We start from the raw sequence: 26,708 nt of genomic DNA, 5'->3' as shown, positions 1-26,708 counted from the left end.
CGATGACGATGGAATCGATCGGCGCGCAGGCCGCCTTTATCGGCCTGACTTTCCTGCTGGCGGGCTTCGTCAAGGGTGTGGTCGGGCTGGGCCTGCCGACGGTCGCGGTGGGCATGCTGGGGCTGGTGATGCCACCCGCGCAGGCCGCGGCGCTGCTGGTGGCGCCGTCGATGGTGACCAACGTGGTGCAGCTGTTCAGCGGCCCGCGCTTCGGCTTGCTGGTGCGGCGCCTGTGGCCGATGCTGGCGGCGATCTGCGCCGGCACATGGCTGTGCGCGGCGCTGGTGCCGGCCGGCATGATGACCCACGCGACGTCCGCGCTGGGCGTGGCGCTGGTGCTGTACGCGGTGGTGGGGCTGGCGGCGGTGAAACTGACGGTGCCCGCCGGCGCGGAACGCTGGCTCGGGCCGCTGGTCGGGCTGGTCACGGGCGGCATCACCGCGGTGACGGGCGTGTTCGTGATTCCGGCCGTGCCCTACCTGCAGGGGCTGGGCCTGGACAAGGAGAGCCTGGTGCAGGCGCTGGGCCTGTCGTTCACGGTGTCGACCATCGCGCTGGCGCTCAGCCTGGCGCTGGGCGGGGCGCTGTTGCATATGCCGGTGCTGGGCGCGTCGGCGCTGGCGCTGGTGCCCGCGCTGGGCGGGATGTTCCTGGGCCAGTGGCTGCGCCACCGGATCAGCGCGGAGCGTTTTCGCAAGCTGTTTTTCTGCGGGTTGCTGGTATTGGGTGGGGAGCTGGCGATGCGGGGGCTGGGGTAGAGAAGCGTTTAGCTTTCCCTTGCGGTCGGTTTGCTCCCCTCTCCCGCTTGCGGGAGAGGGGCGGGGGAGAGGGCCGGCGTGTGGCAAGCACGAGGCCGTTGTACTTCGTGGAAGCTCCCGCCCTCACCCCAACCCTCTCCCGCAAGCGGGAGAGGGAGCACCCCAGCGGTGCTGGAAGTTTCTCTGCCTTGCAAATATCTCAGCGACTTGCTTGCACCGTCCTGCCATTCAGCGGCTGCACCGGCCGCGCGTTCATCGGATAGAGCTTCCGGAACGCCGCCAATTGGGCCGGCGACACTTCCACCGGCGTCTTCAGCACCTGCCAGCGCACGTCCTCGCTGCATGGCGGCGTCGTCAGCGAACCGGTGAAGGACCAATAGGCCTGCTGCGCCGGCAGCAGCGCGGCAACGTCCAGCGGCGCGGCCAGTTCGCGCGATTCGCCGGCATGGGCCGGCAGGCTGGCGAAGACCGGCTTGAGCGCGGCGTTCTCGCGGCCGGACTTGAACAGCACGGCCACCACCGCCAGCTTGCCCTCGGCGTTCTGGTGCACCAGGTGCGCCACCAGCGGATAGGCCTTGCCGTTGATCTTCTCTTCGCTGGGCGTGTGGAAGTGGAACTGCAGCAGCTTGTAGGGCACGCCGTCCAGTTCGATCTGTCCCGCCGCCGGCAAGTTGACCTGCACGGTATGGCCGTTGTTGACCACGGTGCCGGGCGCGGCGGCGTAGCCGAAGCCGATCGGCTTCAGGTCGGCGGGCCTGGCTTTGCTGGTGCGGATGTCGATGGGCGACTGGTGCTTGCCCAGCGCGCAGGTCTGGTAGGCCTGGTCCAGCTCGGCCCAGTGGCTGGTGCCGGTGGGGCCGGTGTAGCTCCAGTGCGCGTCGTTGCCGGCCCATGCGGCCGGAGCAAGCAAGGCGGCGCAAACCGTGAAAAGCGGCAGCTTGGTGTTCATGTATCGATGCGTCCTCGTGTTGACAAAACCCCTTGTTTTCCGACGTGGTGTTATCGATCTGTCCCAGTCTTGAATGCCGGGCCGGTGCCCGGGCCGGAAATCATGCAGCAAAATTGCCGGCCCGCGAATAAGGCATTGCTGAATTCCGGTCTGCACTGCGCTTAACGCGAGTCAGGGCTGCATGCCCGCGCGCGATTGATGCGTGTCGCTCATGCTGTCACGCAAGCGACATCAAGCCGACATATCGGCACACCACCATGGCGCATTGCCCAACTCCAGGAATCCTGCAATGCGCCTGAGCGTCTTCCCTTCGCGCCGGACCCGCGCGGCACTGGCCAGCGCCGCGGTGGCGGCATCGCTGCTGGCAGCGTGCGGCGGCGACGATAACGGCAGCGGCACGCCCGCCGTCACCGCGCCCACGCTGGTGGGCCGCGCCGTGCTGCCGGCCGCCACCTTCGCCAGCGGACCGCAGTCGGGGCGCTACGTGACCGGTGACCTAAACGGCCAGACTGCGCCGTTCGCGTCGCAGCCGGTGCAGGGCTTCTCGGCGGTGCTGCGCAACCCGGATGGCAGCTTCATGGTGATGGCCGACAACGGCTACGGATCGCTGGAGAACTCGGCCGACTTCAACCTGCGCGTCTACACGGTGGCGCCCACGTTCAAGACCGCGGCCGGCGGCGCGGGCAGCGTGGCGGTGCGCAGCTTTATCGAGCTGAAGGATCCCAACAAGCATGTCAAGTTCGCGATCGCGAACCAGTTCACTACCGAGCGCGTGCTGACCGGCGCCGACTTCGATATCGAGAGCATGCAGCGCGCCAGCGACGGCACGCTGTGGTTTGGCGATGAGTTCGGCCCGTTCCTGCTGCATACGGACGCCAACGGCGTGCTGCTGGAAGCACCGATTCCGCTGCCGGATTTCGAGAACGCCGGCAAGGAGATCCGCTCGCCGCAGAACCCGTTCAACGAAGAGGCCACGCCGGTGCGCATCATGAACGCGGTGCGCGCGCATGCCTTCGCGCATGGCGGCACCCGCGCGCCGGTGTTCGCGCCGTATTACGTGCAGCTCAAGTACGACGTCAACGGCGTCAAGTCGAGCCCCGACGCCCACTACGCGCGCGGCAGCAACCCGCAGCCTGGGCTGACGCCGGCGGTATCCGACACGCTGGATGTGGCCTCGGTCAAGGCCGCCGGCTACAGCGTGGTCACCTGGACCGTCAACGACAGCGCGAAGATGACCGAGCTGCTCAAGGCCGGCGTCAACGGCATCATCTCGGACCGGCCTGACCTGCTGTATGCGGCCGTTGCCGCCTACGATGCCAACGGCGACGGCAAGCCCGGCGACTACCTGACCGCCGACGGCCTGATCGATGCCGCCAGGTTCGACGCCCAGGGCCATCGCGGCGCGCGCGACCTGCGCCCGGAGAACACCCTGCCGGCGATGGAGGCCGCGCTGGACAACCTGATGACCACGCTGGAGACCGATGTCGGCATCACGTCCGACGGCGTCGCCGTGCTCAAGCACGATCCCTATATCGAGTCGGTCAAGTGCCGCCGCGCCGATGGCGCGCCCTATGGCACCGCCGACGAAGTGCTGATCAAAAACCTGACCGCGGCGCAGATCCAGTCCACCTATATCTGCGACAAGCTGTTCCGCGGCCCGAGCCAGCGCAACGATGCCGCGCTGTCGCCGGTATCGGCGGCGGTGGCGGCCAGCAAGGGCTATGCCAGCCCGTACGTGGTGCCGCGCGCGCAGGACGTGTTCGACCTGGTCAGCGCCTATGTCGCGTACTACAGCACTGGTGCCGGCCAGGGCCATCCGCAGGCGGCGCAGCGCGTGAAGAACGCGCAGGCGGTGCGCTTCAATCTCGAGACCAAGCTCAACCCGCGCAGCGACAAGGACGGCAAGGGCAACATCTACAGGGACCGCACCGTCGGCGCCGAGCAGATGGCCGACACGCTGGCGGGCGTGATCAGTGCCGCCGGCATGGCCCAGCGCGCCGATATCCAGAGCTTCGATTTCCGCACGCTGCTGCGCGTGCAGGAGAAGTTCCCGGCGATCCGCACGGTCTACCTGTTCGGTGATTTCCCCATCTATGGCGACGCGGCCAACAGCGACGACGGCACCAACATGCAGGACGAGGCCGGCGCCAACACGCCGTGGATGGCGGGCCTGTACTGGCCGTACCGCGCCACCGCGACGTCGAACCCGATGCGCGCGAAGCGCTCGGGCGGCTTCGAGGGCATGGCGATCAGCCCGGACGGCAAGAAGCTCTATCCGCTGCTGGAACTGCCGCTGGCGGGCCACGACGGCAAGACGCTGCTGATCTCGGAGTTCGACATCGCCACGCGCCGGTACACCGGTGTGCAATACAAGTACCGGCTCGACGACAAGGGCACCAATATCGGCGATTTCATCCTGTTCAACGCCAGCGAGGGCATTGTCATCGAGCGCGACGGCTCGCAGGGCGACCCGAACGGCTTCAAGAAGCTGTTCCAGGTGACGCTGGGCAAGCCGGGCGACTACGTCGCCAAGGCTGAGCTGGCCAACCTGATGGCGCTGCGCGACCCCTCCGGCATCAGCGCCGGCGGTGCCCCGGGCGACGTGGCCCTGGGCGATCCGTTCGGCATGCCGTTCAACACCATCGAAGACGTGCTGGTGCTGGATGCGACCACGCTGCTGGTGATCGACGACAACAACTTCCCGTTCAGCGTGGGGCGGCATGTCGGCAGCAAGATGCCGGATGACAGCGAGTTCATCCAGATCCGGCTGCCCAGGGCGCTTAACGTGGGGGGCTAGGACGCCCGCCCATGACGCAGCGGGCTGGCACCCCGGCCAGGGTGGGGATGTCAGCCCGGGCGCGCGCCCGCGTGCCGCTGCTCCAGCTGCGCGCGAACCGCAGAAATATGATCGCCGGCCTGATCGACGGCGTTTTCCAGGTCACTGGTGCTGCAGCCGAGTTCCCGGCACCAGTACTGCACTTCGAGCGGATCCATCAGGTTGATGCGGCCCGGATCCAGGGGCCTGAACTCGCTTGTCACATCGCTCATGCTTGCCTCCGGTTCGTGTCTGGGCGCGACACGGCCCTTGCATTGTAGGCAGTCATCGGGAACGCGTTGCATCCAGGGGCCCGTCCGCGGCAGGGCATATGATGTAGCGGTTACCCCAGCCTACAGGATCCGCATGCCCCGCTCCCCCGGTGCGAAACTCTGGTCCACGCTGAACAAGACCGCGTCCCGCCATGCGCGCCAGATGCAGCGCGCCGTCAACAAGAACCTGACCAAGCCGGTGACCGAGGCCATCGTGCGCAACGCGGTGAAGCAATCCGCTGCAGTCACGGCCGCCACGCAGCGCGCCTTGTCCGGCGTGGTGTCGCCGGTGGCGGCGCCGCAAAGCCGTGGCAGCGGGCGCTGGGAAGAAGGCGCGTGGGGCGCGCCGCTGGCGCCGCGCCGCTACCACGTGTTCGTGCCGGCCGGCGCCACCGCGTCGCGCCGCGCGCCGATGCTGGTGCTGCTGCACGGCTGCGGCCAGGACGCCGCCAGCTTTGCCGCGGTGACGCGCGCCGCAGCGGTGGCGCGCGAATCCGGCTGGGTGGTGTTGCTGCCCGAGCAGAGCTCGCAGGCTAATGCGCAGCGTTGCTGGAACTGGTTCCGCCCCGCCGCGCAGGGTGCCATGGAAGCCGGGCTGCTGATGACGCTGATCGACCAGGCCTGCCGCCGCTATCCGGTGGCGGCGGACCGTGTCAGCGTACTGGGCTTGTCCGCCGGCGGTGCGATGGCGCTGATGCTGGGGCTGCGCTATCCGTCGCGCTTCGCCGCGGTGGGCTCGCACTCCGGCGCCGTGCCGTGGAGCGCCAGCAATGCCGCACAGGCCGCGCGCGCCATGCGCGGGCAGCGCGGGCCGGACGCCAAGACCATGCAGGCGCTGCGCTTCGGGCTGGCGGGACGCCGCCCGCCACCCTTGCTGCTGATGCACGGCGATGCCGACCACGTGGTCGACTTCAGCAACGCCACCGCCACCGCCGGCATGTGGATGCACCTGCAGCCCGAAGGCACGCCGCCGCTGGCCGGCGCGCCGGCGCGGCGCATCCAGCGCGGCGTGCGCCGCGCCATCGACGTGTTCGACTGGTACGAGGGCAGCTCGCCCTACCTGCGGCTGGTGCGCGTGGAAGGCCTGGGCCACGCCTGGAGCGGCGGCGCCGGCGGGCACGCATTCTCGGACCCGGCGGGGCCGGACGGGTTGAAGCTGGCGTTGCGGTTTTTTCTGGCGGTTGGGGTTTAGAGGAACGGCGATTGCCGCAGGATGATGAATGGACTAAACTAAGCAGACTTAGTTTAGTGAGGCGCGTCATGCAAACCATCAACATCCACGAGGCCAAGACCCATCTCTCGCGGCTGGTCGATCAGGCGGCCAACGGCGAGCCTTTTGTGATCGCCAAGGCAGGCAAGCCCCTTGTGAAAGTCGTGGCGCTGCATGTGCCGGAGAAGGCGCAGGTCAAGCGGTTGGGATTCATGGCAGGACAGGGGCAGGTGCCCGATGATTTCGATCGCATGGGCCAGCGCGAGATTGAAGCCATGTTTGGCGGCGAGTCATGAAACTCCTGCTGGATACGCACCTGCTGCTGTGGATGGCACTGACGCCTGAGCGCATCTCGCCAGACTCGCATGCGCTATTGAATGCCGACGACACGGTGCTGGTTTTCAGCGCCGCCAGCCTGTGGGAGATCGCCATCAAGCAAGGGCTTGGCCGTGCGGACTTCCAGATCAACGCCCGGGTCTTTCGCAGGGGCTTGCTTGATAACGGCTACAGTGAGCTGCCGATCCGCAGTGATCACGCGGTGGCGATTGATTGCCTTCCGCCGATTCACAAGGACCCGTTTGACCGGCTTCTCGTCGCCCAGGCAACCGTAGAAGGCCTGACGCTGCTGACCTCGGACCCGCTTGTTGCCCAATACCCGGGGCCCATTCGGCTGGTCTGATCGCAGCTAGCCGAGACTGACCGGTTCAAACACCACATCACTCTCCGGACAAGCCACGCACGGCAATATCAGCCCCTCGTCCTTCTCATCCGGACTCAGCCCAGGCCATTCGATGCGGTAGCGGATCGTCCCCGCGTGCAGCCGGCTGGCGCAGGCGCGGCAGGTGCCGTTGCGGCACGAATTGGGCAGCGCCACGCCTTCGAGCAAGGCCGCCTCCAGCAGGCTCAGCGCCGCCGGCGCGGGGAAGCGGGCAGGGCCCGGCAGCACCTGTGCGGTGAATTCGGCGCTTTCGTCCGAAGGCGCCATGTCAGCCATGGCTGTCTTCCTGCGCCTGCGGAAACTGTGCGCGGCCATGGGTGGCGTCGCGCAACGCGTCGCGCGCGGCGTCGATCTGGGTTGCGGGCATGCGCAGCACCAGCGTGGCCAGCGCGCCGTAGCCGGTCTCGGCCAGCGTGCAGCCAGCGGGCGCCTCGTAGTCCAGCCAGCGGCGCACGCGCGGCTCGTCGGCATAGTCGACCGCGACGGCCAGCGTGCCGTAGGCGATGCGCTCCACCCGTTCGGCGGATTTGAGGGCCGCGGCGATGGCATCGGTGTAAGCGCGCACCAACCCGCCGGCTCCCAGCTTGACGCCACCGTAGTAGCGCACCACCGCCGCCAGCACGCCGTCGAGGTCGTGGTGGCGCAGCACTTCCAGGATCGGCCGCCCGGCCGTGCCCGAGGGCTCGCCATCGTCGGACATGCCCGAGGCCCCGCCGGCCAGCAGCGCCCAGCAGACGTGGGTCGCGGTGGGGTGCTCGGCCCGCAGCGCCTGCAGCGCGGCCATGGCGGCGTCGCGGTCGGCAACCGGCAGTGCCAGCGCCAGGAAACGGCTCTTGCGGATCTCGATCTCGGCGTGGACGGGGGTGGCTAGCGTGTAGGTGGGCAAGGGCAAGCGCCGTGGATGGGGTCCCGAAATCCGCGCCGGCCAGGCCGCGGAAGCAAGGCGGCAGTGTACCGCAGCGGACCGGACTGGCCCGAAGCCGCGTCTATTTGTGTTGCATCGTCAACTTGCTGTCACAAACGGGGCCTACGATCCGCCCCGGACGTGCGCAACGACGCCCGCCGCCGCCTGTGCAACAGGTGCCTGGTCCCGCCCCCGGGACTGGCGCAAACATGCAGTGAACCATCCCTTTCCTTTCCCCGGATCGAAAACATGCTTGAACAACCCAATGCTGGCCGTCGCAAGGCCCTGAAGCTATTGGCCGGCGCGCCCATGTTGCCGCTCGGCCTCGCCTCCACCAGCCTGCTGGCAGGCTGTGGCGGCGGCGATGACGCCGCGCCGGCGCCGGCCCCGGCCCCCGCGCCGGGCCCGGCCGCCACCTTCACCAGCGCCGAGTTCGTGTCGATGAGCGCGCCGACGCTGGCCACGCCCGAGGCCATGGCGACCACCACGGTTGGCTCCAGCCTGAAAGTGTCCTTCAGCGACGGCAGCAGCCAGACTTACAAGCTGGCCTACCAGCCCTTCTTCGTCACCGGCGACACGCTGCCCGACGGCAAGGGCGGTACCATCGTGGCGGGCGGTTACTACGACATCAACAACCAGCCGATCATCGATACCTCGGTGCCCGGCAAGGAACGCCAGTTCTTCTCCGACGCACCGGACGGGAGCTCGCTGCTGACGCTGGCCAGCCCCGCCGTGCCGGGCGTCAAGGGCAACACGGTGTTCGCGGTGGTGCAGTTCGAATACACCACGCGCAACCAGGGCAATGCCAGCATGTACGGGCTGCTGCCGTCGCCGATCGCGGTGCTGACGCTGGACCAGGACCCGGCCACCGGCAAGCTGACCCCGGTCAAGTACCACAACGTGGACACCTCGGGCGTCAACGGCCTGTGGATTACCTGCGGCGCCAGCCTGTCGCCGTGGAACACGCACCTGTCGAGCGAGGAGTACGAGACCGACCTGATGGACGCCAACGCGGTCACGCAGCTGCAGGGCTACAGCCGCAACCTGTACGGCGACCCGGCCCGCGCCAATGCGTATAACTACGGCCACCTGCCGGAAGTCACGGTGCACCCGGACGGCACCGGCACCATCAGGAAGCACTACTGCCTGGGCCGCATTTCGCACGAGCTGGTGCAGGTCATGCCGGACGAGCGCACCGTGCTGATGGGCGACGATGCCACCAACGGCGGCCTGTTCCTGTTTATCGCCGACCAGGCGCGCGACCTGTCCGCCGGCACGCTGTACGTGGCCAAGTGGCACCAGACCTCGGGCACGGGCCCGGGCAGTGCCACGCTGTCGTGGATCCGGCTGGGCCACGCCACCAGCGCCGAGGTCCGCGCGCTGGTCGACGGCGGCATCCGGCTGGCCGACATCATGGATGTCAAGACCGCCGACCCGGCCGATGCCAGCTATACCCGCATCCTCTACAACGGCAAGCCGAACTGGGTGAAGCTGGTGCCGGGCATGGAAAAGGCCGCGGCCTTCCTTGAAACCCACCGCTATGCCGCGCTGGTCGGCGGCAGCCTGGGCTTTACCAAGATGGAAGGCACCACCGTCAACATCAAGGACAAGAAGGCCTATTCGGCGATGTCGCGCATCGAATCGAGCATGCTGGCGGGCAATGCCGCCAATGCCGGCGACATCCGGGTGGAAGGGCCGTACTCCGGCGCGGTCTATGAACTGAACCTGAAGGGCGGCCAGGCGGACAAGAGCGGCACGGCGATGGCGAGCGAATGGGTGCCGGTCGACATGGCCGCCGTGCCGGCGCTGGTCAGCGAAGACCTGGGCGGCGGCAAGATGAAGCAGCAGGATGCGCTGGGCAACTTCGCCAACCCCGACAAGGTGGCGACGCCGGACAACCTGAAGTTCTCGGAAAAGCTGCGCACGCTGTTCGTCGGCGAGGACAGCAATACCCACGTCAACAACTTCCTGTGGGCGTACAACGTCGACACCAAGGTGCTCAGCCGCGTGCTGTCGTGCCCGGCCGGTGCCGAGTCCACCGGGCTGCATGCGGTCGACGAGATCAACGGCTGGACCTACGTGATGAGCAACTTCCAGCATGTCGGCGACTGGGAGTCGCCGCTGCACGACAAGGTGAAGGCGCAGCTCGATCCGCTGGTGCGCGCCAACTACAAGGACCGTTTCGGCGCGGCGGTCGGCTACCTGACCGGCGACCCGACCGGCGTCAGGCTGGCCAAGGCCTGACGCACGGCCGCGTGCGGTGATGACAACGGCGGGCCCTCGGCCCGCCGTTTTGCATTCACGGCCATCGCTCATCTGAGCGTGGTCTGTTAACACGCGGCCCCGGTTCAGGCGAGTCGGGGCTAACCCGCATCCGTTGCAACGGCCCCAGCGTGTCGAGGACGACCTCCATGCGGCTTGCGCTGCCGTGTCCTACAGTGGTGGGGGCGTCCGCCACGGCACTTCGCCGGCGGCGCGCCATTCGCCCAGGACAACAAGATCCGCATAACAATGGAGACCAGGCATGAAACGAGCTGTCGGGAAAGCCGCGATGCTGTGCCTCGCCGCCACGCTGCTGTATGGCTGCGGCGGCGATGACGACGAACCGGCGCAGACCCCGCCGCCGCAGGCCGAAGAAAAGCGCCCGCAGGACGACCGCACCTTCACCATGGATGCCGCCACGCTGCCGTTCGCGGCGCTGGCCGGCGCGCCTGAGGCCGACCGCTGGTGGGGCGTGCAGGATGGCGCCGGCTACCGCATCGAGGTGCCGAAGAACTGGAACGGCCGGCTGGTGATGTACGCCCACGGCTATGCCGGCACCGGCGCGGCACTGTCGGTGACCATGCCGAGCATCCGCCGTCACCTGCTGGCCAACGGCTACGCGTGGGCCGCGTCCAGCTATGCCAAGAACTACTATGACGTGCGCGCCGGCCTGGAAGACACCAATGCGCTGGCGCTGGCCTTCACGCGCATTGCCGCGCAAAACGGGCGCACGCTGGCGGCCCCGTCGCGCCTCTACATCGTCGGCCATTCGATGGGCGGCCATATCTCGGCCGCGGCGGTGGATGAAGAGAACATCCAGGCCGCCAACCACAAGGTGCGCTACCACGGCGCAGTGCCGATGTGCGGCGTGCTCGGCGATACCGAGCTGTTCAATTACTTCGGCGCCTACCAGACCGCCGCGCAGCAGCAGGCCGGCTATCCGGTGACGGCGTGGCCCGCGGCCAACTGGGCCCAGATCGCGCCGGCGGTGCGTGCGGCGCTGTTCACCACCTACCCCGGCCAGACCACGGCGCAGGGCGACACCCTCAAGGCGATCGTGCGCAACCTGACCGGCGGGCAGCGGCCGCTGTTCGACTGGGGCTTCGGCGGCCCGGGCGCGCAGGGGTTGCAGGATGCGGTGTGGAGCACCTTCGGCCAGGACGGCTCGGTCAACGGCATCCTGACCCAGAACGTGGTCAACACCACCGGCATCACCTTCCAGTTCGACAACGACCCGGCGCAATCCGTGGCGGAGCAGTCGTTCAACGCCGGCATCTTCCGCGTCACCGGCAGCGCCGAGGCCAACCGCGCGCGCAGCGACGGCCTGCGCTGGATACCCAGGACCAATGCGCGCATCAGCGTGCCGGTGGTGACGCTGCATACGCTGGGCGACATGTACGTGCCGTTCAGCATGGAGCAGATCTACAAGCGCCGCGCCGATGCCAACGGCACCGCGCAATGGCTGGTGCAGCGCGCCATCCGCGGCGTGAGCCATTGCGATTTCACCGTGGCCGAACAGGCCAGGGCCTTCGACGACATGGTCAACTGGGAGCAGAACGGGGTGAAACCGGCCGGCGACGAAGTGCTGGACGCCGCCACCGTGGCCAGCCCGGCCTATGGCTGCAAGTTCACCGACAACACGCTGGTGAGCGGCGACGAAAGCCCGACCACGGCGGCGCTGCGGCCGTCGGTGGCGCAGGCGTTCCCGTGCACGCCAGGCTGATTGGCTGACCGGCGCGCGGCCGCAGGCCGCGCGCCATTTCTGCTACGCTAGGCCCGTTCCCCAGCTTCCGCCTGCGCATGCCATCATGACCGGCCAGACCCACGACCCCGATGCGCGCCGCATGGCGCCTGCCACCGAGCGCAACCGCGAGCCCATCCTCGCCGTGCTGCGCCAGGTATTGCCCGCCAGCGGCACGGTGCTCGAAATCGCCAGCGGCACCGGCCAGCACGCCGTGCACTTTGCCGCGGCGCTGCCCGGCATCATCTGGCAGCCGAGCGACCCGGACGCGGCAGCGCGCGCGTCGATTGCCGCGTGGATCGCGCACGCGGGCGTGGCCAATGTGCGCGCGCCGCTGGCGCTGGATGTCTGCCGCCAGCCGTGGGGCATCGACGCCGCCGCCGCGGTGGTCTGCATCAACATGATCCATATCGCCCCGTGGGCCGCGGCCGAGGCGCTGTTCGCGGGTGCCGGCAAGCTGCTGGGCCCCGGCGGCGTGCTGTTCCTGTACGGCCCGTATCGCCGCGGCGGCGCGCATACCGCCCCCAGCAACGCCGCCTTCGACGCGCAGCTGCGCGCCACCGACCCCGACTGGGGCGTGCGCGACATGGAGGCAGTGATCGCGCTGGGTACTGCGCAGGGGCTGCGCTGCGACGAGCCGGTGCCGATGCCGGCCAACAACTTCTGCCTGGTGCTGCGCAAGTAGGCGCGCCGCGCGCGAGCTTCGCAGGATTTGCAGGCTTCGCCGCTTCAGCCGCGCACCAGCATCACCACCGCGGTGGCGATCAGGCACACCGCAAACAACGCGCGCAGGCGGCGCTCGGGCATCCGGTGCGCCAGCGCCACGCCCCATGAGATGGTCAGCATGCCGCCCAGCGACAGCGGAATGCCGCTGGCCCAGTCGACCTGGCCGGCATGGGCATAGGTGGCCAGCGCCACCACCGCGCCGGGCGTCACCAGCGCCAGTGCCAGGCCTTGCGCCGCGGCCTGGCGCAGCCCGAACAGGCCGACCAGCGCCGGCGCGGCCACCACGCCGCCGCCCACGCTGAAGAAGCCCGAGAACAAGCCGCCGACCACGCCCACCATCGGGATCCAGCGTGCCGAGACGCGCGCCTGCGGCGCCGTCACCGCGCGCCCCGGCAGCAGCCGCCACAGGAAGTACAGCGCCATGCCGATCATGAAGAGCGCGAAGATCCGCCGCAGCAACTGCGCGTCCATCGCGGTGGCCGTGCGCGCCGACAGCCACGTCGCCAGCACCGCGGACAAGCCCAGCACGACCGCCGTGCGCAGCGCAATGTCGGCCCGCTTGCGGTATTGCCAGAAGCCGATCAGCACGTTGGGCGCGATCATCACCAGCGCGGTGCCCTGTGCCAGCTGCTGGTCCATGCCGAACAGCAGGCCCAGCGCCGGAATCGCGATCAGCCCGCCGCCGATGCCGAACAGCCCGCCCACCGCGCCGAGCAAACCACCAAGTCCGAAGATCAGCAGGGAAGACAGCAGCAGGTGGTCAGGCATCAGGGCAGGGGGAAATGCGGGGGATTTCAGGCAGGATTCAGACAGAAGCGGGGGCAAGGCGCGGCGGCCTCCATCATACGCGAGCGGCCCGGGCGGCGCTTTGCACTAAAATCGGCGGGGTCATTCGATCCTGCGCTGCCGGGCCCGACAGGCCCGCTGCATCGCACCCGCCACGGAGAACACGATGAAGGTCCAGAACATCCTGCAGACGATCGGCAATACCCCGCATATCCGCATCAACCGGCTGTTCGGCAACGGCCACGAGGTCTGGATCAAGTCCGAGCGCAGCAACCCGGGCGCTTCGATCAAGGACCGCATCGCGCTGGCGATGGTGGAGGACGCCGAACGCCGCGGCGTGCTCAAGCCCGGCGGCACCATCATCGAGCCGACCTCGGGCAACACCGGCATCGGCCTGGCCATGGTGGCCGCGGTCAAGGGCTACAAGCTGGTGCTGGTGATGCCGGACAGCATGTCGGTCGAGCGCCGCCGCCTGATGCTGGCCTATGGCGCCACCTTCGACCTGACCCCGCGCGAGAAGGGCATGAAGGGCGCGATCGCGCGCGCCGAGGAACTGGTCGCCGCCACACCGGGCGCGTGGATGCCGCAGCAGTTCGAGAACCCGGCCAACGCCGACGTGCATGCGCGCACCACCGCGCAGGAAATCCTGAACGATTTCCCCGAGGGACTCGACGCACTCATCACCGGCGTCGGCACCGGCGGCCACCTGACCGGATGCGCTCGGGTGCTGAAGGAAAAATGGCCGCAGCTGAAAGTGTTCGGCGTCGAGCCGGTGGCGTCGCCGGTGATCTCCGGCGGCGCGCCGGCGCCGCACCCGATCCAGGGCATTGGCGCGGGCTTTATCCCGAAGAACCTCGACACCGCGCTGCTCGACGGCGTGATCCAGGTCGACGCCGAGCCCGCGCGCGAGATGGCGCGCCGCTGCGCGCGCGAGGAAGGCATCCTGGTCGGGATCTCGTCGGGCGCCACGCTGGCGGCGATCGCGCAGAAGCTGCCGGAACTGCCGGCCAACGCGCGCGTGCTGGGCTTCAACTACGACACCGGCGAGCGCTACCTGACCGTCGAAGGTTTCCTGCCCGCCTGAGGGATGTCGGCGGCGTGCGCGCGGCTTGAACGAAACCGTTCCTGTCGCGCCCGCCCGCCATTCAGCGCGACAGCAGGCCGTGCCGCTTGTGCCAGTCGGCCAGCGATTCCTCCGGCCATGTGTCGCAGCGGACATGGCCCTTGCCGCGCGGCACGTCTACCCACGGCGCTACGGAATCCAGCGAGGCCTCCACCACCTCCGGCGGGCGCGGCAGCGGCGTGTCGATGGCCGAGGCGTGCGGATACAGCATCTCGGGCCAGCGCGGATCCCACAACCACAGCGCGCTGCCGCACTTCACGCAGAAATGCCGCTGCGCCGGCGAGCGCCGCGCGCGCTTGCCGGGCTCGCGCAGCACGGCGCGGTAGACGCCCAGGTGCTTGCGCCCGCGCACGCGCAGCGTGGCGGCATCGCCGCCGATGTTGATGGCATAGCCGCCACCACCCGCCGTCTTGCGGCAGATCGAGCAATGGCAATGCATGTATGGGCAGGGCGAATCGGACTCGAGCGAGAAGTGGACCGCGCCGCAATGGCAGGAGCCGTCGAGATGCATGGGAAGGGCCTTTGCACGGTGGCGTTCGGGACAGTCCATTGACTGTAGAAAACCCCCGCCAAAGTGCCAAGGCCGGGGCAGGCGGCTAGCGCGCCTATCGCGCCTTGCGGAACGTCAGGTTGATGCGCAGCGGCCCCAGCAGCGGATGATCGCCATCGGCCAGCGGCGCCACGCCGTGGAACGCCAGCCGCGACGGCCCGCCCCACACCACCACGTCGCCATGCGCCAGCCGTATCCGCTGCGGCTTGTCGGCACGGCGCATGCCGCCGAACAGAAACACCGCCGGCAGCCCCAGCGACACCGAGACGATGGGCGCGGTGAAATCGCGCTCGTCGCGGTCCTGGTGCAGCGACAGGCGGGTGCCCGGCACATAGCGGTTGATCAGGCAGGCATCCGGCGCAAAGCCGGCAAAACCCGCCTGCTCCGCCGCGCTGGCGGCCAGCTCTCGGAAACTCGCCGGCATGTCGGGCCACGCCTGTCCGCTCAGCGGATCGACCGCGTCGTAGCGATAGCCGCGCGCGTCGGAGACCCAGCCGCACGCGCCGCAGTTGGTCATCGCCACCGACATCTTCAGCCCGCCGGGGGTGACCATGTGCCGCCAGGGGGCCAGGGCCAGGATGGTTTGCACATCGGCGAGCAGCACTTCGGCACTGGCCCGCGCCGCGCCGCGCAGCACGACGGCGCCGTCGGCGAGGGGTTCGATGATGGGGGTGGCGGCGCAGTCTTCGGGCAGGTCGTCGAACAGGTCGAACGTCATGGTGGGTAGGGGCGCTGCTGTGGCCCGGCGGGTTCAGGCGACCTTCAGTTCCAGCCGCTTGCCCAGCGCCCGGAAGGCGGCCTCGATCGTGTCGATCTTGGTCGCATGATCGAGGTTGACGATGCGCTGGACTTCCTGCTTGCGGGTATGCAGGCGCCGTGCCAACTCAGCCTGCGTGACCCCCTGCGCGATCATCTCGTTGAGCAGCAGCACCTTTGCCGACATGCTTGCCGGCAGCTCGACCAGATGCTGGCCGCGTCCGGCTTTCGACGGCAGCGGCACCGGCCGGCCATCCTCGAAATAGAACTCCATGGCGGTGGCAAGCGCATCGGCGGCCATCTCCCGGGCCTGCTCGATCGTGGCGCCGCTGGTCAGGGCTTCCGGGATATCGGGGAACGAGACCGCAAAGCCATCGCCGTCGGGGACAATGTTGGCGGGAAAACGAAGCATATTGAAACTCCTTTGGCGACAAGGGCAGGTACGTCTTGCAGGCTCACGACAGGCCGAGTTGCTTGAGGATCGCCTTGCGTAGCCCCTCGCCGATTTCATGGCTGGGATGCCGCGGCAAGGTCGACTGCCTGCCATTGAGATACACCCTGACATGCTTGGCGCCTCGCTGAAGGTCGCGCCTTGTCCGGCGAGCCATCGCCGAAATTCACTTTGCTTCACCCGAAACCCCCTGCCGATCAGTGGCGTTCAGGGTAAGCAAAAATGTTTACGTATTCTAGCAGCAAAACGTCCAATCTTGTTGCAGCAACGTGTCCGAGCTTCCACGCTTCGCTTCTGCTGACATGACAAGGCCGCCCTTGAGGCGGCCTTGCTCTTTCATGCGGGCGCAGTCGAATCCGCGTGGCGGAGTTCTTCACGCAAACGTATCAATCTCCCCCCGCCCCAGCACACGCGCAGGCCGTGCCGCAGCACTGGCCCCGGGCCCCGGCTCAACCGCCGCCACGGCAGTGCCCCCAAAGCCAGCCTGTCCGCGCCCATGCCCCGGCGCCTGCTGTTGCTGACCGTTGCCGTTGCCGGCCTGGCTGGCAAAGCCATCGGCGCCGACCGAGGTGTGGCCCAGCTGGATGCCGTTTTCCGACAGCGCGGTGCGAAGGTGCGGCAGCGCGGCTTCGACCGCGGCGCGCACGGCCTGATGCGGCGAGACGAATTGCGCCTGGGCCTGGTCGTTGACCACGTTGAGCACCACCTTCAGCGGCCCCAGGTCAGGCGGGTTCAGCTGCAGTTCGGCGCTTTGCTGGCCTTGCGTGCCCAGGCGGATCATTTGCTGGCTCAGGGCCTGCGGCCACTGGCTGTCGTACAGCGGCGGGGCCACCACGGGCCGGCTGGCGGCAGCGGCGGCAGCGGCCGGAGCGGGCTGTCCGGCCAGCGTGGCCGCCACGGCAGCGGTGCTGTCGGGAGTGGCCGCGGCAGTCTCGCCGGCGCGCGCGGCAGCTTGCGCGGCGGCGAACTGGCCGGTGGCGGGCCGGGCATCCGGCGCGGCAGGATTGGCCGCGAGCGGATCGGCGCGATGCTGGCCGAGACCGCTGTCAGGGCGATGCCCCGATCCGCCTGCGGAGGCGCCGGTGTCCTGGGCCGGCAGGTCCGCTTGGCGCAGTGCCAGCGCGTCGCTCGCAACGGGCTGGGGCGTGGGGCCAGCTTTTGCATCGGTGCCGGCGCTGCCGCCCGGCTGCAGCGCCGCGCGTTGCGAGGCGATGGTGGCGAGCGTGTCGGCGACCGACGGCTGCGCCGGTCGCGATTCGGCGGCAACTGCCTGCAACGGGTCGGGCAATGCGGTGCCGTCAGCAGGGCCTGCGGTGGTGCCGGTTTCGACCTGGCTTTGCGCGGTGGCGTTCGGCACGGTGTTGCCGAGCGCTGCCTGCAAGGCCGCGGCACCACCGGTGTCCGTCATGCCGGCGATGGCAGCGCCCGCCGCGCCGGCTGGCGTGGCGGCGGGGTTCGCTGGCGCGGCGGCGGGAAGCATCAGCGCCAATGCGGCTGCTGCCCCGGCGGCGGCTGCATCGGTCGGCGTTGCTGCCGCGGCGTCTTCCTTGTCCTGATCCTTTTCGCCGGCAGCGGGCTGTTTGCCGTTGGCGGCGGCATGCTGCGGCTTGCCGGTGTCCGCCTGTGCGCCCGCGGGCCGCGCCGCGGGCGTGTCGCGCGCGACCGTCTCCCTGGCGGCGGGCGCCGGTGCGGCGGCCTTGTGGCTGTCGCGCGCCTGCGAGAGCGCATCGCGGAAGCCATTGGTGGCCGCGTCCGCGCTCGCGCGCCGGGCGCCTTCCACCGCGTTGGCGGCGCTGCTGACAATCTGGCTGATATCGATCATGGGGATTCGCTACGGTGTGGCCCGGCCGGTGGTTGCCGCCCAGGCATCGTTCAGGCTTCGCTCAGGCGGCTGGCCGCGGTGCGGACCAGGCGGGCGGCATATTCGTCATTGGCGCGCTGCTCGCGGCGCGCGGCCACCTGTTCCTGCTTCGCTTCCGCGCGGGCGATCAGCGTGTCGAACGAGTTCAGGCGGCGCTTCTGGTGCTGCCAGTGGCTGCGGCCGGCCAGCAGGTCGGCCTCGGCCTTGGCCAGCGCCGCGCCCTGCTGGCGGATGGCCTGGTCCAGCGCATCCAGGAAGCGCGAGAAGTCCTGCCAGCGGCTGGAGCTCATGCCCTGCGCGGCCACCGCCTGCATGCGTTCGCGGTATTCCTGGCGGTACTGCGTGAGCTGGTTGAGCTGCAGCTCCGCCTGCGTGCGCAGGCCCTGCAGCCGGCCGAGCTCGCGCGCGGCGGCATCGGTATCGGTCTGGGCCAGGTCAGCCAGCGTGTTGAGCGGTGAATGCTTGAGCATGTTCACTCCTGTCGAAGAGGCTGTGCAGCGCGGCGATGGCGTCGGCGTAACCGGCGCGCTCGTGGATGTCCTGCTGCAAAAAGGCTTCCATGCGCGGATGCAGCTGGATCGCAAGGTCCAGTTCCGGGTCGTTGCCGGGCACGTAGGCGCCCACGCTGATCAGGTCGCGGTTGCGCTGGTAGCGCGACATCAGCTGCTTGAAGCGGCGCACCGAGCCGAACTGCTCGTGCGGGATCAGCGCGGTCATGGCGCGGCTGATCGAGGCCTCGACGTCGATGGCCGGATAGTGGCCGGCTTCGGCCAGGCTGCGCGACAGCACGATATGGCCATCGAGAATGGCGCGCGCGGAATCGGCGATGGGGTCCTGCTGGTCGTCGCCTTCGGTCAGCACGGTGTAGAACGCGGTGATCGAGCCGCCGCCCTCGGGGCCGTTGCCGGTGCGCTCGACCAGCGTCGGCAGCTTGGCGAAGACCGACGGCGGATAGCCCTTGGTGGCGGGCGGCTCGCCGATTGCCAGCGCAATTTCGCGCTGGGCCATGGCGTAGCGCGTCAGCGAATCCATGATCAGCAGCACGTGCTGGCCCTGGTCGCGGAAATACTCGGCCAGCCGCGTCGCGTAGGCGGCGCCCTGCATGCGCAGCAACGGCGAGCAATCTGCCGGCGCGGCCACCACCACCGAGCGGCGACGTCCTTCCGGCCCCAGGATGTTCTCGATGAACTCCTTCACCTCGCGGCCGCGTTCGCCGATCAGGCCGACGACGATGACGTCGGCGCTGGTGTAGCGCGCCATCATGCCCAGCAGCACGCTCTTGCCCACGCCCGAGCCCGCGAACAGGCCCATGCGCTGGCCGCGGCCGACGGTCAGCATGCCGTTGATGGCGCGCACGCCGGTGTCCAGCACGGTTTCGATCGGGGCCCGCATCAGCGGGTTGATCTGCTCGCCGGCCAGCGGGACTTCCATTGCCGCGGCAAGCGGGCCGAGCCCGTCCAGCGGGCGGCCGGCCGCATCCAGCACGCGCCCCAGCAGGCCCGCGCCGACCGGCAGGCGCTTGGAGCCCGGCTCGCGCGGAGCGCTGATGCCGGCCGGTTGCGGCGACGGCTCCAGCGGATAGACGCGCGCGCCCGGCAGCAGGCCGACCACGTCGGACTGCGGCATCAGGTAGAGGCGGTCGGCGCCGAAGCCGACCACTTCGGCCTCCGCGGTGCGCGGGGCATTGCTGTCGGTGGTGAACTGTCCGGCGGGCAGCTCGATCAGGCAATCGCTGCCCACCGGCAGGCGCAGGCCGACGGCCTCCAGCACCAGCCCCGCGGCGCGCGTCAGGCGGCCGCAGCTGCGCTTGCTGTCGAGCCCGGCAATGCCGGCCGCGGCGCCGTTGAGCGCGCCGATCCAGCGTTGCGTATGGGCGTGCGCGGCGTCGTGGGTGTCCTGCGCGGTATCAGGCATGCGGCGGCTCCCACGGGTCGTCGCGGCCAAGCGCCCGGACCACGCGGGTCCAGCGCGTGGGCAGCGTGGCGTCGCGCTCGCCGCTGGCGGCGCTGGCGATGCAGCCGCCGCGCGCTACCGATGCGTCGGCGCGCACGGTCCAGCCGGCGGCGGCGAGTTCGCCGTGCAGATGGGTCTCCACCAGCGTGACGTCGTCGGGGTGCAGCAGCAGGCTGGGCGATCCGGACAGCGCCGGTTCGCTGGTCAGCAGTTCGCGCACCGCCGGCAGCAGCGCCGCGGCGTCCTGCGCCAGCGTCGTGCGCACCAGCTGGCGGGCCACGTCCAGCGCCAGCGACACCAGCGCGTGGGCGACCGCGTCGTCCACATTGCGCAGCGCGCTGCGGAAATTCCCCGCCAGCGCCTGCAGCTGCGCGGCCTCGTTGCGGGCGGCTTCCAGGCCGCGCGCATAGCCTTCGCGATGGCCGTCGCCGTAGCCCTGGGTCTGGCCCTGGGTGTAGCCCTGGGCGTAGCCTTCCTTGCGCGCGCCCTCGCGCATCGCGTCGAGCGCCGCGAAATCGATCGGCGGCGGCGCGGGTTCCGCCGGCACGGCGGCCAGCGTCTCCAGCGGTTCGGCGTGCCGGGAATCGAGCGCGCCCATCTGCCAGCGCTGCCAGCCCGCGCCCCCGCCACGCGCGCGGCGCGGCGGCTCGAACGGCGCGAAGCCGCCGGCACCGGCGGCGCCGTTGCTGCCCAGGGACGAGAGCGGATCCGCGCCCAACCCGCGGCGCCCGGCCCCGCGCTCGGGGTCTGCCTCAGACATAGGCATCGTCGCCTCCGCCGATCTGCACTTCGCCCGCATCCGCCAGGCGCCTTACCACCTGCAGGATGGCCTTCTGCTCGGCCTCGACCTGCGACACGCGCACCGGGCCCAGCGCTTCCAGGTCCTCGCGCAGCATCTCGCCGGCGCGGGTGGACATGTTGCGGATGAACTTGTCGCGCAGCTCCTGCGGCGCGCCCTTGAGCGCGACGATCAGCGATTCGGTGGCGATTTCCTTGAGCACGCGCTGGATGCCGCGGTCGTCGACCTCGAGCAGGTTCTCGAACAGGAACATCTCGTCGATGATCTTCTGCGCCAGGTCGCCGTCGTGCAGGCGCACACCGTCGATCACCGCCTCTTCGTGCGCGGTGCTCATCAGGTTGATGATCTCGGCCGCGGTGCGCACGCCGCCCATGCGGCTGCGCTTCAGGCTCTGGCCCGCCAGCAGCTTGGTCAGCACGTCGGTCAGTTCCTGCAGCGCGCCCGGCTGCACGCCGCCGAAGGTGGCGATGCGCAGGATCACGTCATTGCGCAGGCGGTCGGTGAACAGCCCCAGCACTTCCGACGACTTCTGGCGGTCCAGGTGGATCAGGATGGTGGCGATGATCTGCGGATGCTCGTCGCGGATCAGCTCGGCGATGGCCGTGGCATCCATCCAGTTCAGCGAATCGATGCCGCCGCCCGGATCGCGCGACTCCAGGATGTCCTCGATCACCGACTGCGCGCGCTCCTCGCCCAGCGCCTTGTTCAGCACGCTGCGGATAAACGCGCTGGAATCGACGTTCAGCGCCAGGTACTGCTCGGTCTCGGCGCGGAACTCGCCCAGCACCGCGGCCATTTCCTCGCGGGTGACCGAGCTGAGCGTGGCCATGGCTGCGCCCAGCTCCTGCACTTCCCGCTGGGACAGGTGCTTGAACACCTCGGCCGCGGCATCCTCGCCGATCGCCATCATCAGCACCGCGCTCTTCTGCAGGCCGGATTCAGAGATGCCCTTAGCGGTTGTCATTGCTAATCCAGTTCTTGATCACGCTGGCGACCAGGCGGGGGTCGCGCTGGGCGGCGTCGCGCACCAGCGCGAGGTCGCTTTCATACTTCGCGGCAAGCCGCAGGATTTCCGGATTGGCCGGCTCTTCCGGCGGCAGCAGCACCGCCTCGGTCTCGTCCTTGGGCTCCGGCGCCGGCAACGGCGGCGCGGTGTAGCGGCGCAGGATCGGGCGCGCCACCTTGAACCACGCGAACAGCGCCAGCAATGCCAGCAGCAGGTAGCCGGCCAGGCTCTTGCCCAGTGCAATCATGTCGGGCTGCTTCCACAGCGGCAGTTCGGGCTCGGCCTTTTCGCGCTCGGCGGTGAAGGGGCTGTTGACCACGTTGATGGAGTCGCCGCGCTCGGCCGAGAACCCCATCGCTTCCTTGGTCAGGTTCTGGATCTGCGCCAGCAGTGCCGGCGGCAGCGGCTCGGCCACGAGCTTGCCCTTGGCATCGGCCTGCTGGCGGTAGTTGACCACTACCGCCACCGACAGCCGGCGCACGCCGCCCGGCGCCTGCTGCACGTGGCGCACCGAGCGGTCCAGCTCATAGTTGACGGTCGAATCGCGGCGGTTGCTGCTCGGGCCGCTGGACGCGGTGGCGGTGGCGCCCTGCGCGGCTTGACCGGCTTGACCAGCCTGGCCCGGCTGGCCCGGCTGGCCCGCGCCCGGTGCGCCGGCCTGGCCCGGTGCCTGCCCCGCGCGCGGCGTCTGCGGCGTGGTCACGGGCGCGACGGCGGCAGCGGGCGGCTGGTTCGACAGCGCGCCGGGCACGCCGCCCGGCGGCGTTGCGCCCTGCTGGGTCGATTCGCTGGTCTGCTGGCTGCGGATCGCGGTGCGGGTCGGGTCCTGGTTGGGCTTGTAGCTTTCGTCGGTGTGCTCGACGATGGAGAAGTCCACGTCGGCGGTGACCTGCGCACGAACGTTGTCCTTGCCGACGATCGGCGTCAGGATCGCCTCGATGCGCTTCAGGTAGTTCTGTTCCAGCGCCTGCACGTACTTGAGCTGGGTGGCGTCGAGCATGCGCTCGTTGCCGGTGTTCGACAGCAGGTTGCCGTGCTGGTCGACGATGGAGATGGACTTCGGCGTCAGCTCCGGCACGCTCGACGACACCAGGTGGCTGATCGCCGCGACCTGGCCTTCGTCGATGGCGCGGCCCGGGTACAGCTGCAGCACGATCGACGCGGTCGGCTTCTGGCGCTCGCGCACGAACAGCGTCGGCTTGGGGATGGCCAGGTGCACGCGCGCGGACTGCACCGCGGCGATCGATTCGATCGAGCGCGCCAGCTCGCCTTCGAGCCCGCGCTGGTAGTTGACCTGTTCGGCGAACTGGCTGATGCCGAACTTCTGGTTGTCCATCAGTTCCATGCCCGCGGTGCCACTCTTGGGCAGGCCCTGCGACGCCAGCCGCAGGCGCGTCTCGTGCACCTTCTCGGCCGGCACCATCACGGCGCCGCCGCCTTCGGCGAATTTGTACGGCACGTTCATCTGCTGCAGCGACTGCAGCACCGCGCCGCCGTCGCGCTCGGACAAGTTGCTGTACAGCACCTTGTAGTCCGGCCCGCGCGACCACAGCACGCCCACCGCAATCGCGGCGGCCAGGGCCGCGCCGCCCAGCATCAGCGGCAGCTTCGGGTTGGCCTTCAGGCGCTCCAGCATCTCGGCCGGACGCCCGGGCAGTGCCACTGCCGCGGTCATGCGCGTGCTCCGGATGCGGCGCGGCCAGGCGCGCGACGGCACCCGCGCTGCGGATCGCCCTGGTCGTCGGCCCGGCTCGCGGCACGGCCAGCCGTGCGGCTCACATTGCGCTGCAGAGAAAACACGCGTACTCCCGAATGGATGGTTGTCTGTTGATGGCCGGCACCAGCACGGCACCACGGCCCGCGCTCTTCCGGCACGGTGGCAATGATCGGCCAGACTTGAGCGCGACAATCCGGCGAATAGACCGGGTTTTCCGGCCGATTTCGGTCCATCGGGCCAGGGTGGCGGCGGGTACGCTGCGAGGGCTGAAACTGGCTGCGGATCCGCCTGGCGCGGGCCTGTGGCAGGCCGGGAACCGGCCAACCGGCGCCAACGGCGCGCCCTGAGACCAACCGGGCCGGACTTCCGGCCGATCACCACCCATGACCACTATCTCTTCCATCGAAGGCATGCTGCAGCAACTGCGCGGGATGTCCCAGGTTGCCTCCGGCAACGCCACCAGCCAGGCCGCGGCGCCGGCCGGCGGCGGCTTCGCCAGCGAACTGCAGCGCTCGCTCGGCCGCATCAACGCCGCGCAGGAGCGCGCCTACGGCCAGGCCGAGGCGTTTGAGCTTGGCAAGCCCGGCGTGGCGCTTAATGATGTGATGATTGACCTGCAGAAGGCTAATGTGTCGTTCCAGACCGGCGTGCAGGTGCGCAACCGGCTGGTGGCGGCGTATCAGGAGATGATGAATATGCCGGTGTGATCTCCCGGCAACTGAACAACACCCCTGCACCGCGTCTGCGGACAGGGGTCGTCGCTGGCGCGGGCCTGACGGCCCCCCATTTAGACGCGGAAGTACTCTTCCAGCGCGGGCTGCGGCGCCGGCTTGCAAACCAGCTCGCCGCCGTGACCGGCAAAGACCAGGCAGTCGCCCGGAGTGTCCCGATTGATCACCCCGACTCCCTGCGAGATCACCGAGCCCGCACCCACGCGGCTGCGCCCGATAATGGCCGAGTTGGGATACATCACCACCCCCTCGCCGATCACCGGCGCTACGCCATGGTTCTTGCCCACGGTGGAATTCTGGTAAAGCACCAGATAGTTGCCATAGGTCGCCTTGGCGAGCACGATGCCGACGGAGTGGCCGATGAAGAAAACCTCCGGCATCTCGATCTCGTAGAACAGGTCGATGCCGTTGAGCGCCTTGTTCAGCAAGAACAGCCGCGTGCAGTGTTGCGCGTCCCGCTCATTGCGCCAGATCGTATTGGCGAGGTAATAGAGATACTGGCAGTATTGGCTGGAGTGCAGGTAATTGAATGATCCCGGCTTCCACATCTTCACGGCGTCGATGCAGCGGGCCGTGCGCGCCAGTGCCTCGTCAAGGTTCCGTTCGATGACCGGACGCATGGCGCGGGCTTGACCGTCCGGTATCAGCCTGTCGATCTGTTCACACGTATAGGTGGCCAGGCCGGCCCAGGTTTGACCGATCAGTTCCATTTAGCGATCTCCGCGAGGCGGGCGTCGACGATGTCGCGCGCATCGCGCGGCACGACGCCCAGCGCATGCAATCGCTGCACACGGCACTGTGGCGCAACCAGCGGTGCCGACGCCCGCGCCAGTGTGACCTGCCAGCCGCGCCGGCCGAATAGTTCGGCCAGCTCGCCGTTCGAGACATTGGTGCCGCTGGCGACGTTGAAGATGCCGGTATCCGGCGCATCTGCAAGTGCAACCAGCGCTGTGACGACGTCGTCGAGGTGGATATAGTCACGCATGACGGCTGCGTCGGTGTCCAGCCAGAGCTCGCGCTGGCTTGTTGCCTGCTGCAGCCATTCCGACAGGAAGCCGGGAGCCCCATGCTCCCAGTCGAACACGCACGAGAGCCGGGCCACCGCTGCCCGCCCCGGAGCGAGCGTCAGGCAAAGGTTCTCGCCGAGCGCCTTGGATAAATCGTAGAGCGCCCGCGGGTTGGCCGGCGAGAGCATCAACGGCGCGGCTTCGTCTGCCGGCATCTGGGGCGCACTGTCGTAGAGGCGGGTAGAGGACAGGTAGACAAGGCGGGAGAAGCGGCCCGCGCGCAGCACATCCGCAAGCAGGCCCACGTGGGCCTGCACCGTGTCGTACGGGCGGTCAGCGTAGTCGGCAGTCAGCCCGGCGCAATAGTAGACCTGGCCCAGGTCGCGCGACAGCAGCCCGGGATCGTCCCGTCGCGGCACACTGACCTCGCGTCCGGCGGCGAGCAGCCGCGCGGCCAGGCGCCTTCCGACGAAGCCCGCCCCGCCAATGACGGTACAGCGCATGGTGACGGCCATGTTTAATGGAGCGGGTGGTGCAGGGCCGGGTCGCGGTGCCAGAGCAGCTTGGGGCTGACACCCGGGCATAGTGCGAATTCGGCAGAGCGCAGCAGCGTGGGGTCCTTGACCGCGACCATGTTGAAGCCATGCGGGGGGCCGTCGAGGTGGATGTCATCGACGGGCACAAGCTCGACCGGGCGTCCACGCATATCGACGTTGGAATTGAAGTCACGTACCGCATAGACATGGTAGCCATAGTCCGCGAGCTCGCGGACGATCTCGGCATTCTGCAGGCCCTCGCTCCAGTCGACGTAGTGGCGATGCACCTCGAACACCAGATTGGGCGCGGCACCGGCCGGGCGTGACAGCTGTCTTGCCGCGCCCCGGAACACGTTGAGCTCGGCGCCTTCGATATCCAGCATGATCAGGCTGAGACGATCGATGTCCTGCTGCGCGCAGTAGTCATCAACGGTGATGGTGGCGAAGCTGGCCGCACCATCGGCGCCCTCTACGCGTTCCGCGTGGGCAAACGAATCGTGGCCCACCAGGCGCAGGTGCGAAGTGCTGTCCGACCAGAGGCCCAGGCGCCAGCTGCGGATATTGCCGACCGCGTTGAGTTCGGCATTGCGCCGCAGCATGGCTAGCTGGTCGGCGTTCGGCTCGAAGGCGTGGCAGGTGCCGCCGGCCAATGCCAGCCGGCGCGCCATCAGCACGACCTGGTCGCCGAAATACGCGCCTCCGACCAGCGCGTGGCCGCCGGGCGAGCACAGCCGCAGCAGCAGCTTGGTGGTCTGTGGCTCCCAGACGTGGTCCGGTTGCTCCGGCGTGCTCATCAGGAAATCGCGAGCGATCTTGGTGCGGTACAGAAACTCGAATACGGTCCCGTCGGAGAGCGTCTTGCGCAGGCGGGTGGTTTCATCGTGCAGCGCGTCGATGATCGGTCCGGTGATATCGTCGCGCACGCTGCCAGCGTAGCTGGCCAGGTCTTGTTCGATCGACTTGCACATGGCGAGGACCTTGTCGCGGGCAGCGGGGCTTGCGGCCACTGTCTGCAGCGCCGCAGACAGTTTCTGAAGGGCTTCGGTATTCATGGATTATCGGATTTGGCTGCGGAAA

Annotated in this window: 28 protein-coding genes; 10 read left to right on the top strand and 18 right to left on the bottom strand. The window is 68.9% G+C overall.

Translation table 11 applies throughout. From position 1 onward, the window contains the following. The first annotated feature begins 2 nt into the window (after positions 1-2). On the top strand, positions 3-758 hold the full coding sequence (locus RALTA_RS26000) for a sulfite exporter TauE/SafE family protein (protein ID WP_012356957.1): 756 nt from the start codon (positions 3-5) through the stop codon (positions 756-758). Between the two features lie 199 nt (positions 759-957). Here RALTA_RS26000 and RALTA_RS25995 read toward each other — a convergent pair whose 3' ends face one another. Further along, entirely contained in the window at positions 958-1,707 is a 750-nt protein-coding gene (locus tag RALTA_RS25995) for a carbonic anhydrase (protein ID WP_041232658.1), read from the bottom strand. A gap of 289 nt (positions 1,708-1,996) precedes the next feature. Here RALTA_RS25995 and RALTA_RS25990 point away from each other — a divergent pair, with 289 nt between their 5' ends. Further along, positions 1,997-4,504 (top strand): esterase-like activity of phytase family protein, encoded by a 2,508-nt coding sequence (locus tag RALTA_RS25990; protein ID WP_050976534.1) that lies wholly within the window; start codon positions 1,997-1,999, stop codon positions 4,502-4,504. Positions 4,505-4,554: 50 nt separating this feature from the next. Here RALTA_RS25990 and RALTA_RS25985 read toward each other — a convergent pair whose 3' ends face one another. Then, complete coding sequence (locus tag RALTA_RS25985; RefSeq protein ID WP_025584107.1) at positions 4,555-4,755, bottom strand: DUF3606 domain-containing protein; 201 nt, start codon at positions 4,753-4,755, stop codon at positions 4,555-4,557. A gap of 133 nt (positions 4,756-4,888) precedes the next feature. Here RALTA_RS25985 and RALTA_RS25980 point away from each other — a divergent pair, with 133 nt between their 5' ends. The 3 genes from RALTA_RS25980 to RALTA_RS25970 all read left to right on the top strand — a co-directional run bounded on the left by RALTA_RS25980 (position 4,889) and on the right by RALTA_RS25970 (position 6,683). Further along, positions 4,889-5,986, top strand: a complete 1,098-nt coding sequence (locus RALTA_RS25980; protein ID WP_012356953.1) for an extracellular catalytic domain type 1 short-chain-length polyhydroxyalkanoate depolymerase — start codon at positions 4,889-4,891, stop codon at positions 5,984-5,986. Between the two features lie 68 nt (positions 5,987-6,054). Beyond that, positions 6,055-6,300, top strand: coding sequence for a type II toxin-antitoxin system Phd/YefM family antitoxin (locus RALTA_RS25975; RefSeq protein ID WP_012356952.1), 246 nt, complete (start codon positions 6,055-6,057; stop codon positions 6,298-6,300). Next, positions 6,297-6,683, top strand: coding sequence for a type II toxin-antitoxin system VapC family toxin (locus RALTA_RS25970; RefSeq protein ID WP_012356951.1), 387 nt, complete (start codon positions 6,297-6,299; stop codon positions 6,681-6,683). Before RALTA_RS25975 ends, RALTA_RS25970 begins: the two co-directional genes overlap by 4 nt. A 6-nt stretch (positions 6,684-6,689) precedes the next feature. Here the strand turns inward: RALTA_RS25970 and RALTA_RS25965 are convergent, their stop codons facing one another. Together RALTA_RS25965 and RALTA_RS25960 are read right to left on the bottom strand one after the other, a co-directional pair. Beyond that, a complete protein-coding gene (locus RALTA_RS25965; protein WP_041232657.1) occupies positions 6,690-6,998 on the bottom strand; it encodes a 2Fe-2S iron-sulfur cluster-binding protein in 309 nt (102 codons plus the stop codon). Continuing rightward, a complete protein-coding gene (locus tag RALTA_RS25960) occupies positions 6,991-7,608 on the bottom strand; it encodes an IMPACT family protein (protein ID WP_041232656.1) in 618 nt (205 codons plus the stop codon). The genes RALTA_RS25965 and RALTA_RS25960 overlap by 8 nt, the downstream gene beginning before the upstream one ends. A gap of 267 nt (positions 7,609-7,875) precedes the next feature. On the opposite strand from RALTA_RS25960, the gene RALTA_RS25955 reads away from it, so the two are divergent. The 3 genes from RALTA_RS25955 to RALTA_RS25945 all read left to right on the top strand — a co-directional run bounded on the left by RALTA_RS25955 (position 7,876) and on the right by RALTA_RS25945 (position 12,314). After that, positions 7,876-9,870, top strand: a complete 1,995-nt coding sequence (locus RALTA_RS25955) for a PhoX family protein (RefSeq protein ID WP_041232655.1) — start codon at positions 7,876-7,878, stop codon at positions 9,868-9,870. Positions 9,871-10,150: 280 nt separating this feature from the next. Further along, entirely contained in the window at positions 10,151-11,611 is a 1,461-nt protein-coding gene (locus RALTA_RS25950) for an alpha/beta hydrolase family protein (protein ID WP_012356947.1), read from the top strand. Positions 11,612-11,696: 85 nt separating this feature from the next. After that, the gene (locus tag RALTA_RS25945; RefSeq protein ID WP_012356946.1) at positions 11,697-12,314 is read left to right on the top strand and encodes a DUF938 domain-containing protein; all 618 of its coding nucleotides are present in this window, start codon (positions 11,697-11,699) and stop codon (positions 12,312-12,314) included. A gap of 44 nt (positions 12,315-12,358) precedes the next feature. Here the strand turns inward: RALTA_RS25945 and RALTA_RS25940 are convergent, their stop codons facing one another. Next, positions 12,359-13,123: a sulfite exporter TauE/SafE family protein gene (locus tag RALTA_RS25940; RefSeq protein WP_012356945.1), complete on the bottom strand. Its 765-nt coding sequence runs from the start codon at positions 13,121-13,123 to the stop codon at positions 12,359-12,361. A gap of 184 nt (positions 13,124-13,307) precedes the next feature. On the opposite strand from RALTA_RS25940, the gene cysK reads away from it, so the two are divergent. Beyond that, positions 13,308-14,225: a cysteine synthase A gene (gene cysK, locus RALTA_RS25935; RefSeq protein ID WP_012356944.1), complete on the top strand. Its 918-nt coding sequence runs from the start codon at positions 13,308-13,310 to the stop codon at positions 14,223-14,225. A 61-nt stretch (positions 14,226-14,286) separates the two neighbouring features. On the opposite strand, the gene RALTA_RS25930 is transcribed toward cysK, so the two are convergent. The 10 genes from RALTA_RS25930 to fliF all read right to left on the bottom strand — a co-directional run bounded on the left by RALTA_RS25930 (position 14,287) and on the right by fliF (position 23,315). Further along, entirely contained in the window at positions 14,287-14,775 is a 489-nt protein-coding gene (locus tag RALTA_RS25930) for a GFA family protein (protein WP_012356943.1), read from the bottom strand. Between the two features lie 94 nt (positions 14,776-14,869). Next, positions 14,870-15,532: a DNA oxidative demethylase AlkB gene (gene alkB, locus RALTA_RS25925; protein WP_012356942.1), complete on the bottom strand. Its 663-nt coding sequence runs from the start codon at positions 15,530-15,532 to the stop codon at positions 14,870-14,872. A 33-nt stretch (positions 15,533-15,565) separates the two neighbouring features. Continuing rightward, positions 15,566-15,982, bottom strand: coding sequence for a type II toxin-antitoxin system HicB family antitoxin (locus RALTA_RS25920; protein WP_012356941.1), 417 nt, complete (start codon positions 15,980-15,982; stop codon positions 15,566-15,568). 43 nt (positions 15,983-16,025) lie between these two features. Further along, positions 16,026-16,178, bottom strand: a complete 153-nt coding sequence (locus RALTA_RS29250) for a type II toxin-antitoxin system HicA family toxin (protein WP_407637519.1) — start codon at positions 16,176-16,178, stop codon at positions 16,026-16,028. A 216-nt stretch (positions 16,179-16,394) separates the two neighbouring features. Beyond that, positions 16,395-17,843: a flagellar hook-length control protein FliK gene (locus RALTA_RS25915; protein ID WP_012356939.1), complete on the bottom strand. Its 1,449-nt coding sequence runs from the start codon at positions 17,841-17,843 to the stop codon at positions 16,395-16,397. A 50-nt stretch (positions 17,844-17,893) separates the two neighbouring features. After that, positions 17,894-18,352 carry a flagellar export protein FliJ gene (fliJ, locus tag RALTA_RS25910; protein WP_012356938.1) on the bottom strand — a complete coding sequence of 153 codons (459 nt, stop codon included), beginning with the start codon at positions 18,350-18,352 and terminating at the stop codon, positions 17,894-17,896. Beyond that, entirely contained in the window at positions 18,318-19,796 is a 1,479-nt protein-coding gene (gene fliI / locus RALTA_RS25905) for a flagellar protein export ATPase FliI (protein WP_025584117.1), read from the bottom strand. Before fliI ends, fliJ begins: the two co-directional genes overlap by 35 nt. Beyond that, a complete protein-coding gene (fliH, locus tag RALTA_RS25900) occupies positions 19,789-20,601 on the bottom strand; it encodes a flagellar assembly protein FliH (protein ID WP_041232654.1) in 813 nt (270 codons plus the stop codon). The genes fliI and fliH overlap by 8 nt, the downstream gene beginning before the upstream one ends. After that, positions 20,588-21,598 (bottom strand): flagellar motor switch protein FliG, encoded by a 1,011-nt coding sequence (gene fliG, locus RALTA_RS25895; protein WP_012356935.1) that lies wholly within the window; start codon positions 21,596-21,598, stop codon positions 20,588-20,590. The genes fliH and fliG overlap by 14 nt, the downstream gene beginning before the upstream one ends. Beyond that, positions 21,585-23,315 carry a flagellar basal-body MS-ring/collar protein FliF gene (gene fliF, locus RALTA_RS25890; RefSeq protein ID WP_012356934.1) on the bottom strand — a complete coding sequence of 577 codons (1,731 nt, stop codon included), beginning with the start codon at positions 23,313-23,315 and terminating at the stop codon, positions 21,585-21,587. Before fliF ends, fliG begins: the two co-directional genes overlap by 14 nt. 425 nt (positions 23,316-23,740) lie before the next feature. Between fliF and fliE the strand changes: the two genes are divergently transcribed. Next, positions 23,741-24,064 (top strand): flagellar hook-basal body complex protein FliE, encoded by a 324-nt coding sequence (fliE, locus tag RALTA_RS25885; protein WP_025584120.1) that lies wholly within the window; start codon positions 23,741-23,743, stop codon positions 24,062-24,064. A gap of 80 nt (positions 24,065-24,144) precedes the next feature. On the opposite strand, the gene RALTA_RS25880 is transcribed toward fliE, so the two are convergent. The 3 genes from RALTA_RS25880 to RALTA_RS25870 are packed head-to-tail and all read right to left on the bottom strand — an operon-like array spanning position 24,145 to position 26,683. Further along, the gene (locus tag RALTA_RS25880) at positions 24,145-24,798 is read right to left on the bottom strand and encodes an LbetaH domain-containing protein (protein WP_041232653.1); all 654 of its coding nucleotides are present in this window, start codon (positions 24,796-24,798) and stop codon (positions 24,145-24,147) included. Beyond that, entirely contained in the window at positions 24,789-25,610 is an 822-nt protein-coding gene (locus tag RALTA_RS25875) for an NAD-dependent epimerase/dehydratase family protein (RefSeq protein ID WP_050976532.1), read from the bottom strand. The genes RALTA_RS25880 and RALTA_RS25875 overlap by 10 nt, the downstream gene beginning before the upstream one ends. Before the next feature lie 2 nt (positions 25,611-25,612). Then, a complete protein-coding gene (locus tag RALTA_RS25870) occupies positions 25,613-26,683 on the bottom strand; it encodes an FkbM family methyltransferase (RefSeq protein WP_012356930.1) in 1,071 nt (356 codons plus the stop codon). Positions 26,684-26,708: the final 25 nt, after the last annotated feature.

The sequence above is a fragment of the Cupriavidus taiwanensis LMG 19424 genome (genome assembly GCF_000069785.1).
GTDB lineage: Bacteria > Pseudomonadota > Gammaproteobacteria > Burkholderiales > Burkholderiaceae > Cupriavidus > Cupriavidus taiwanensis.
The sequence above is the reverse complement of the archived record's forward strand: the minus strand, read 5'-3'. Positions and strand labels throughout refer to the sequence as shown.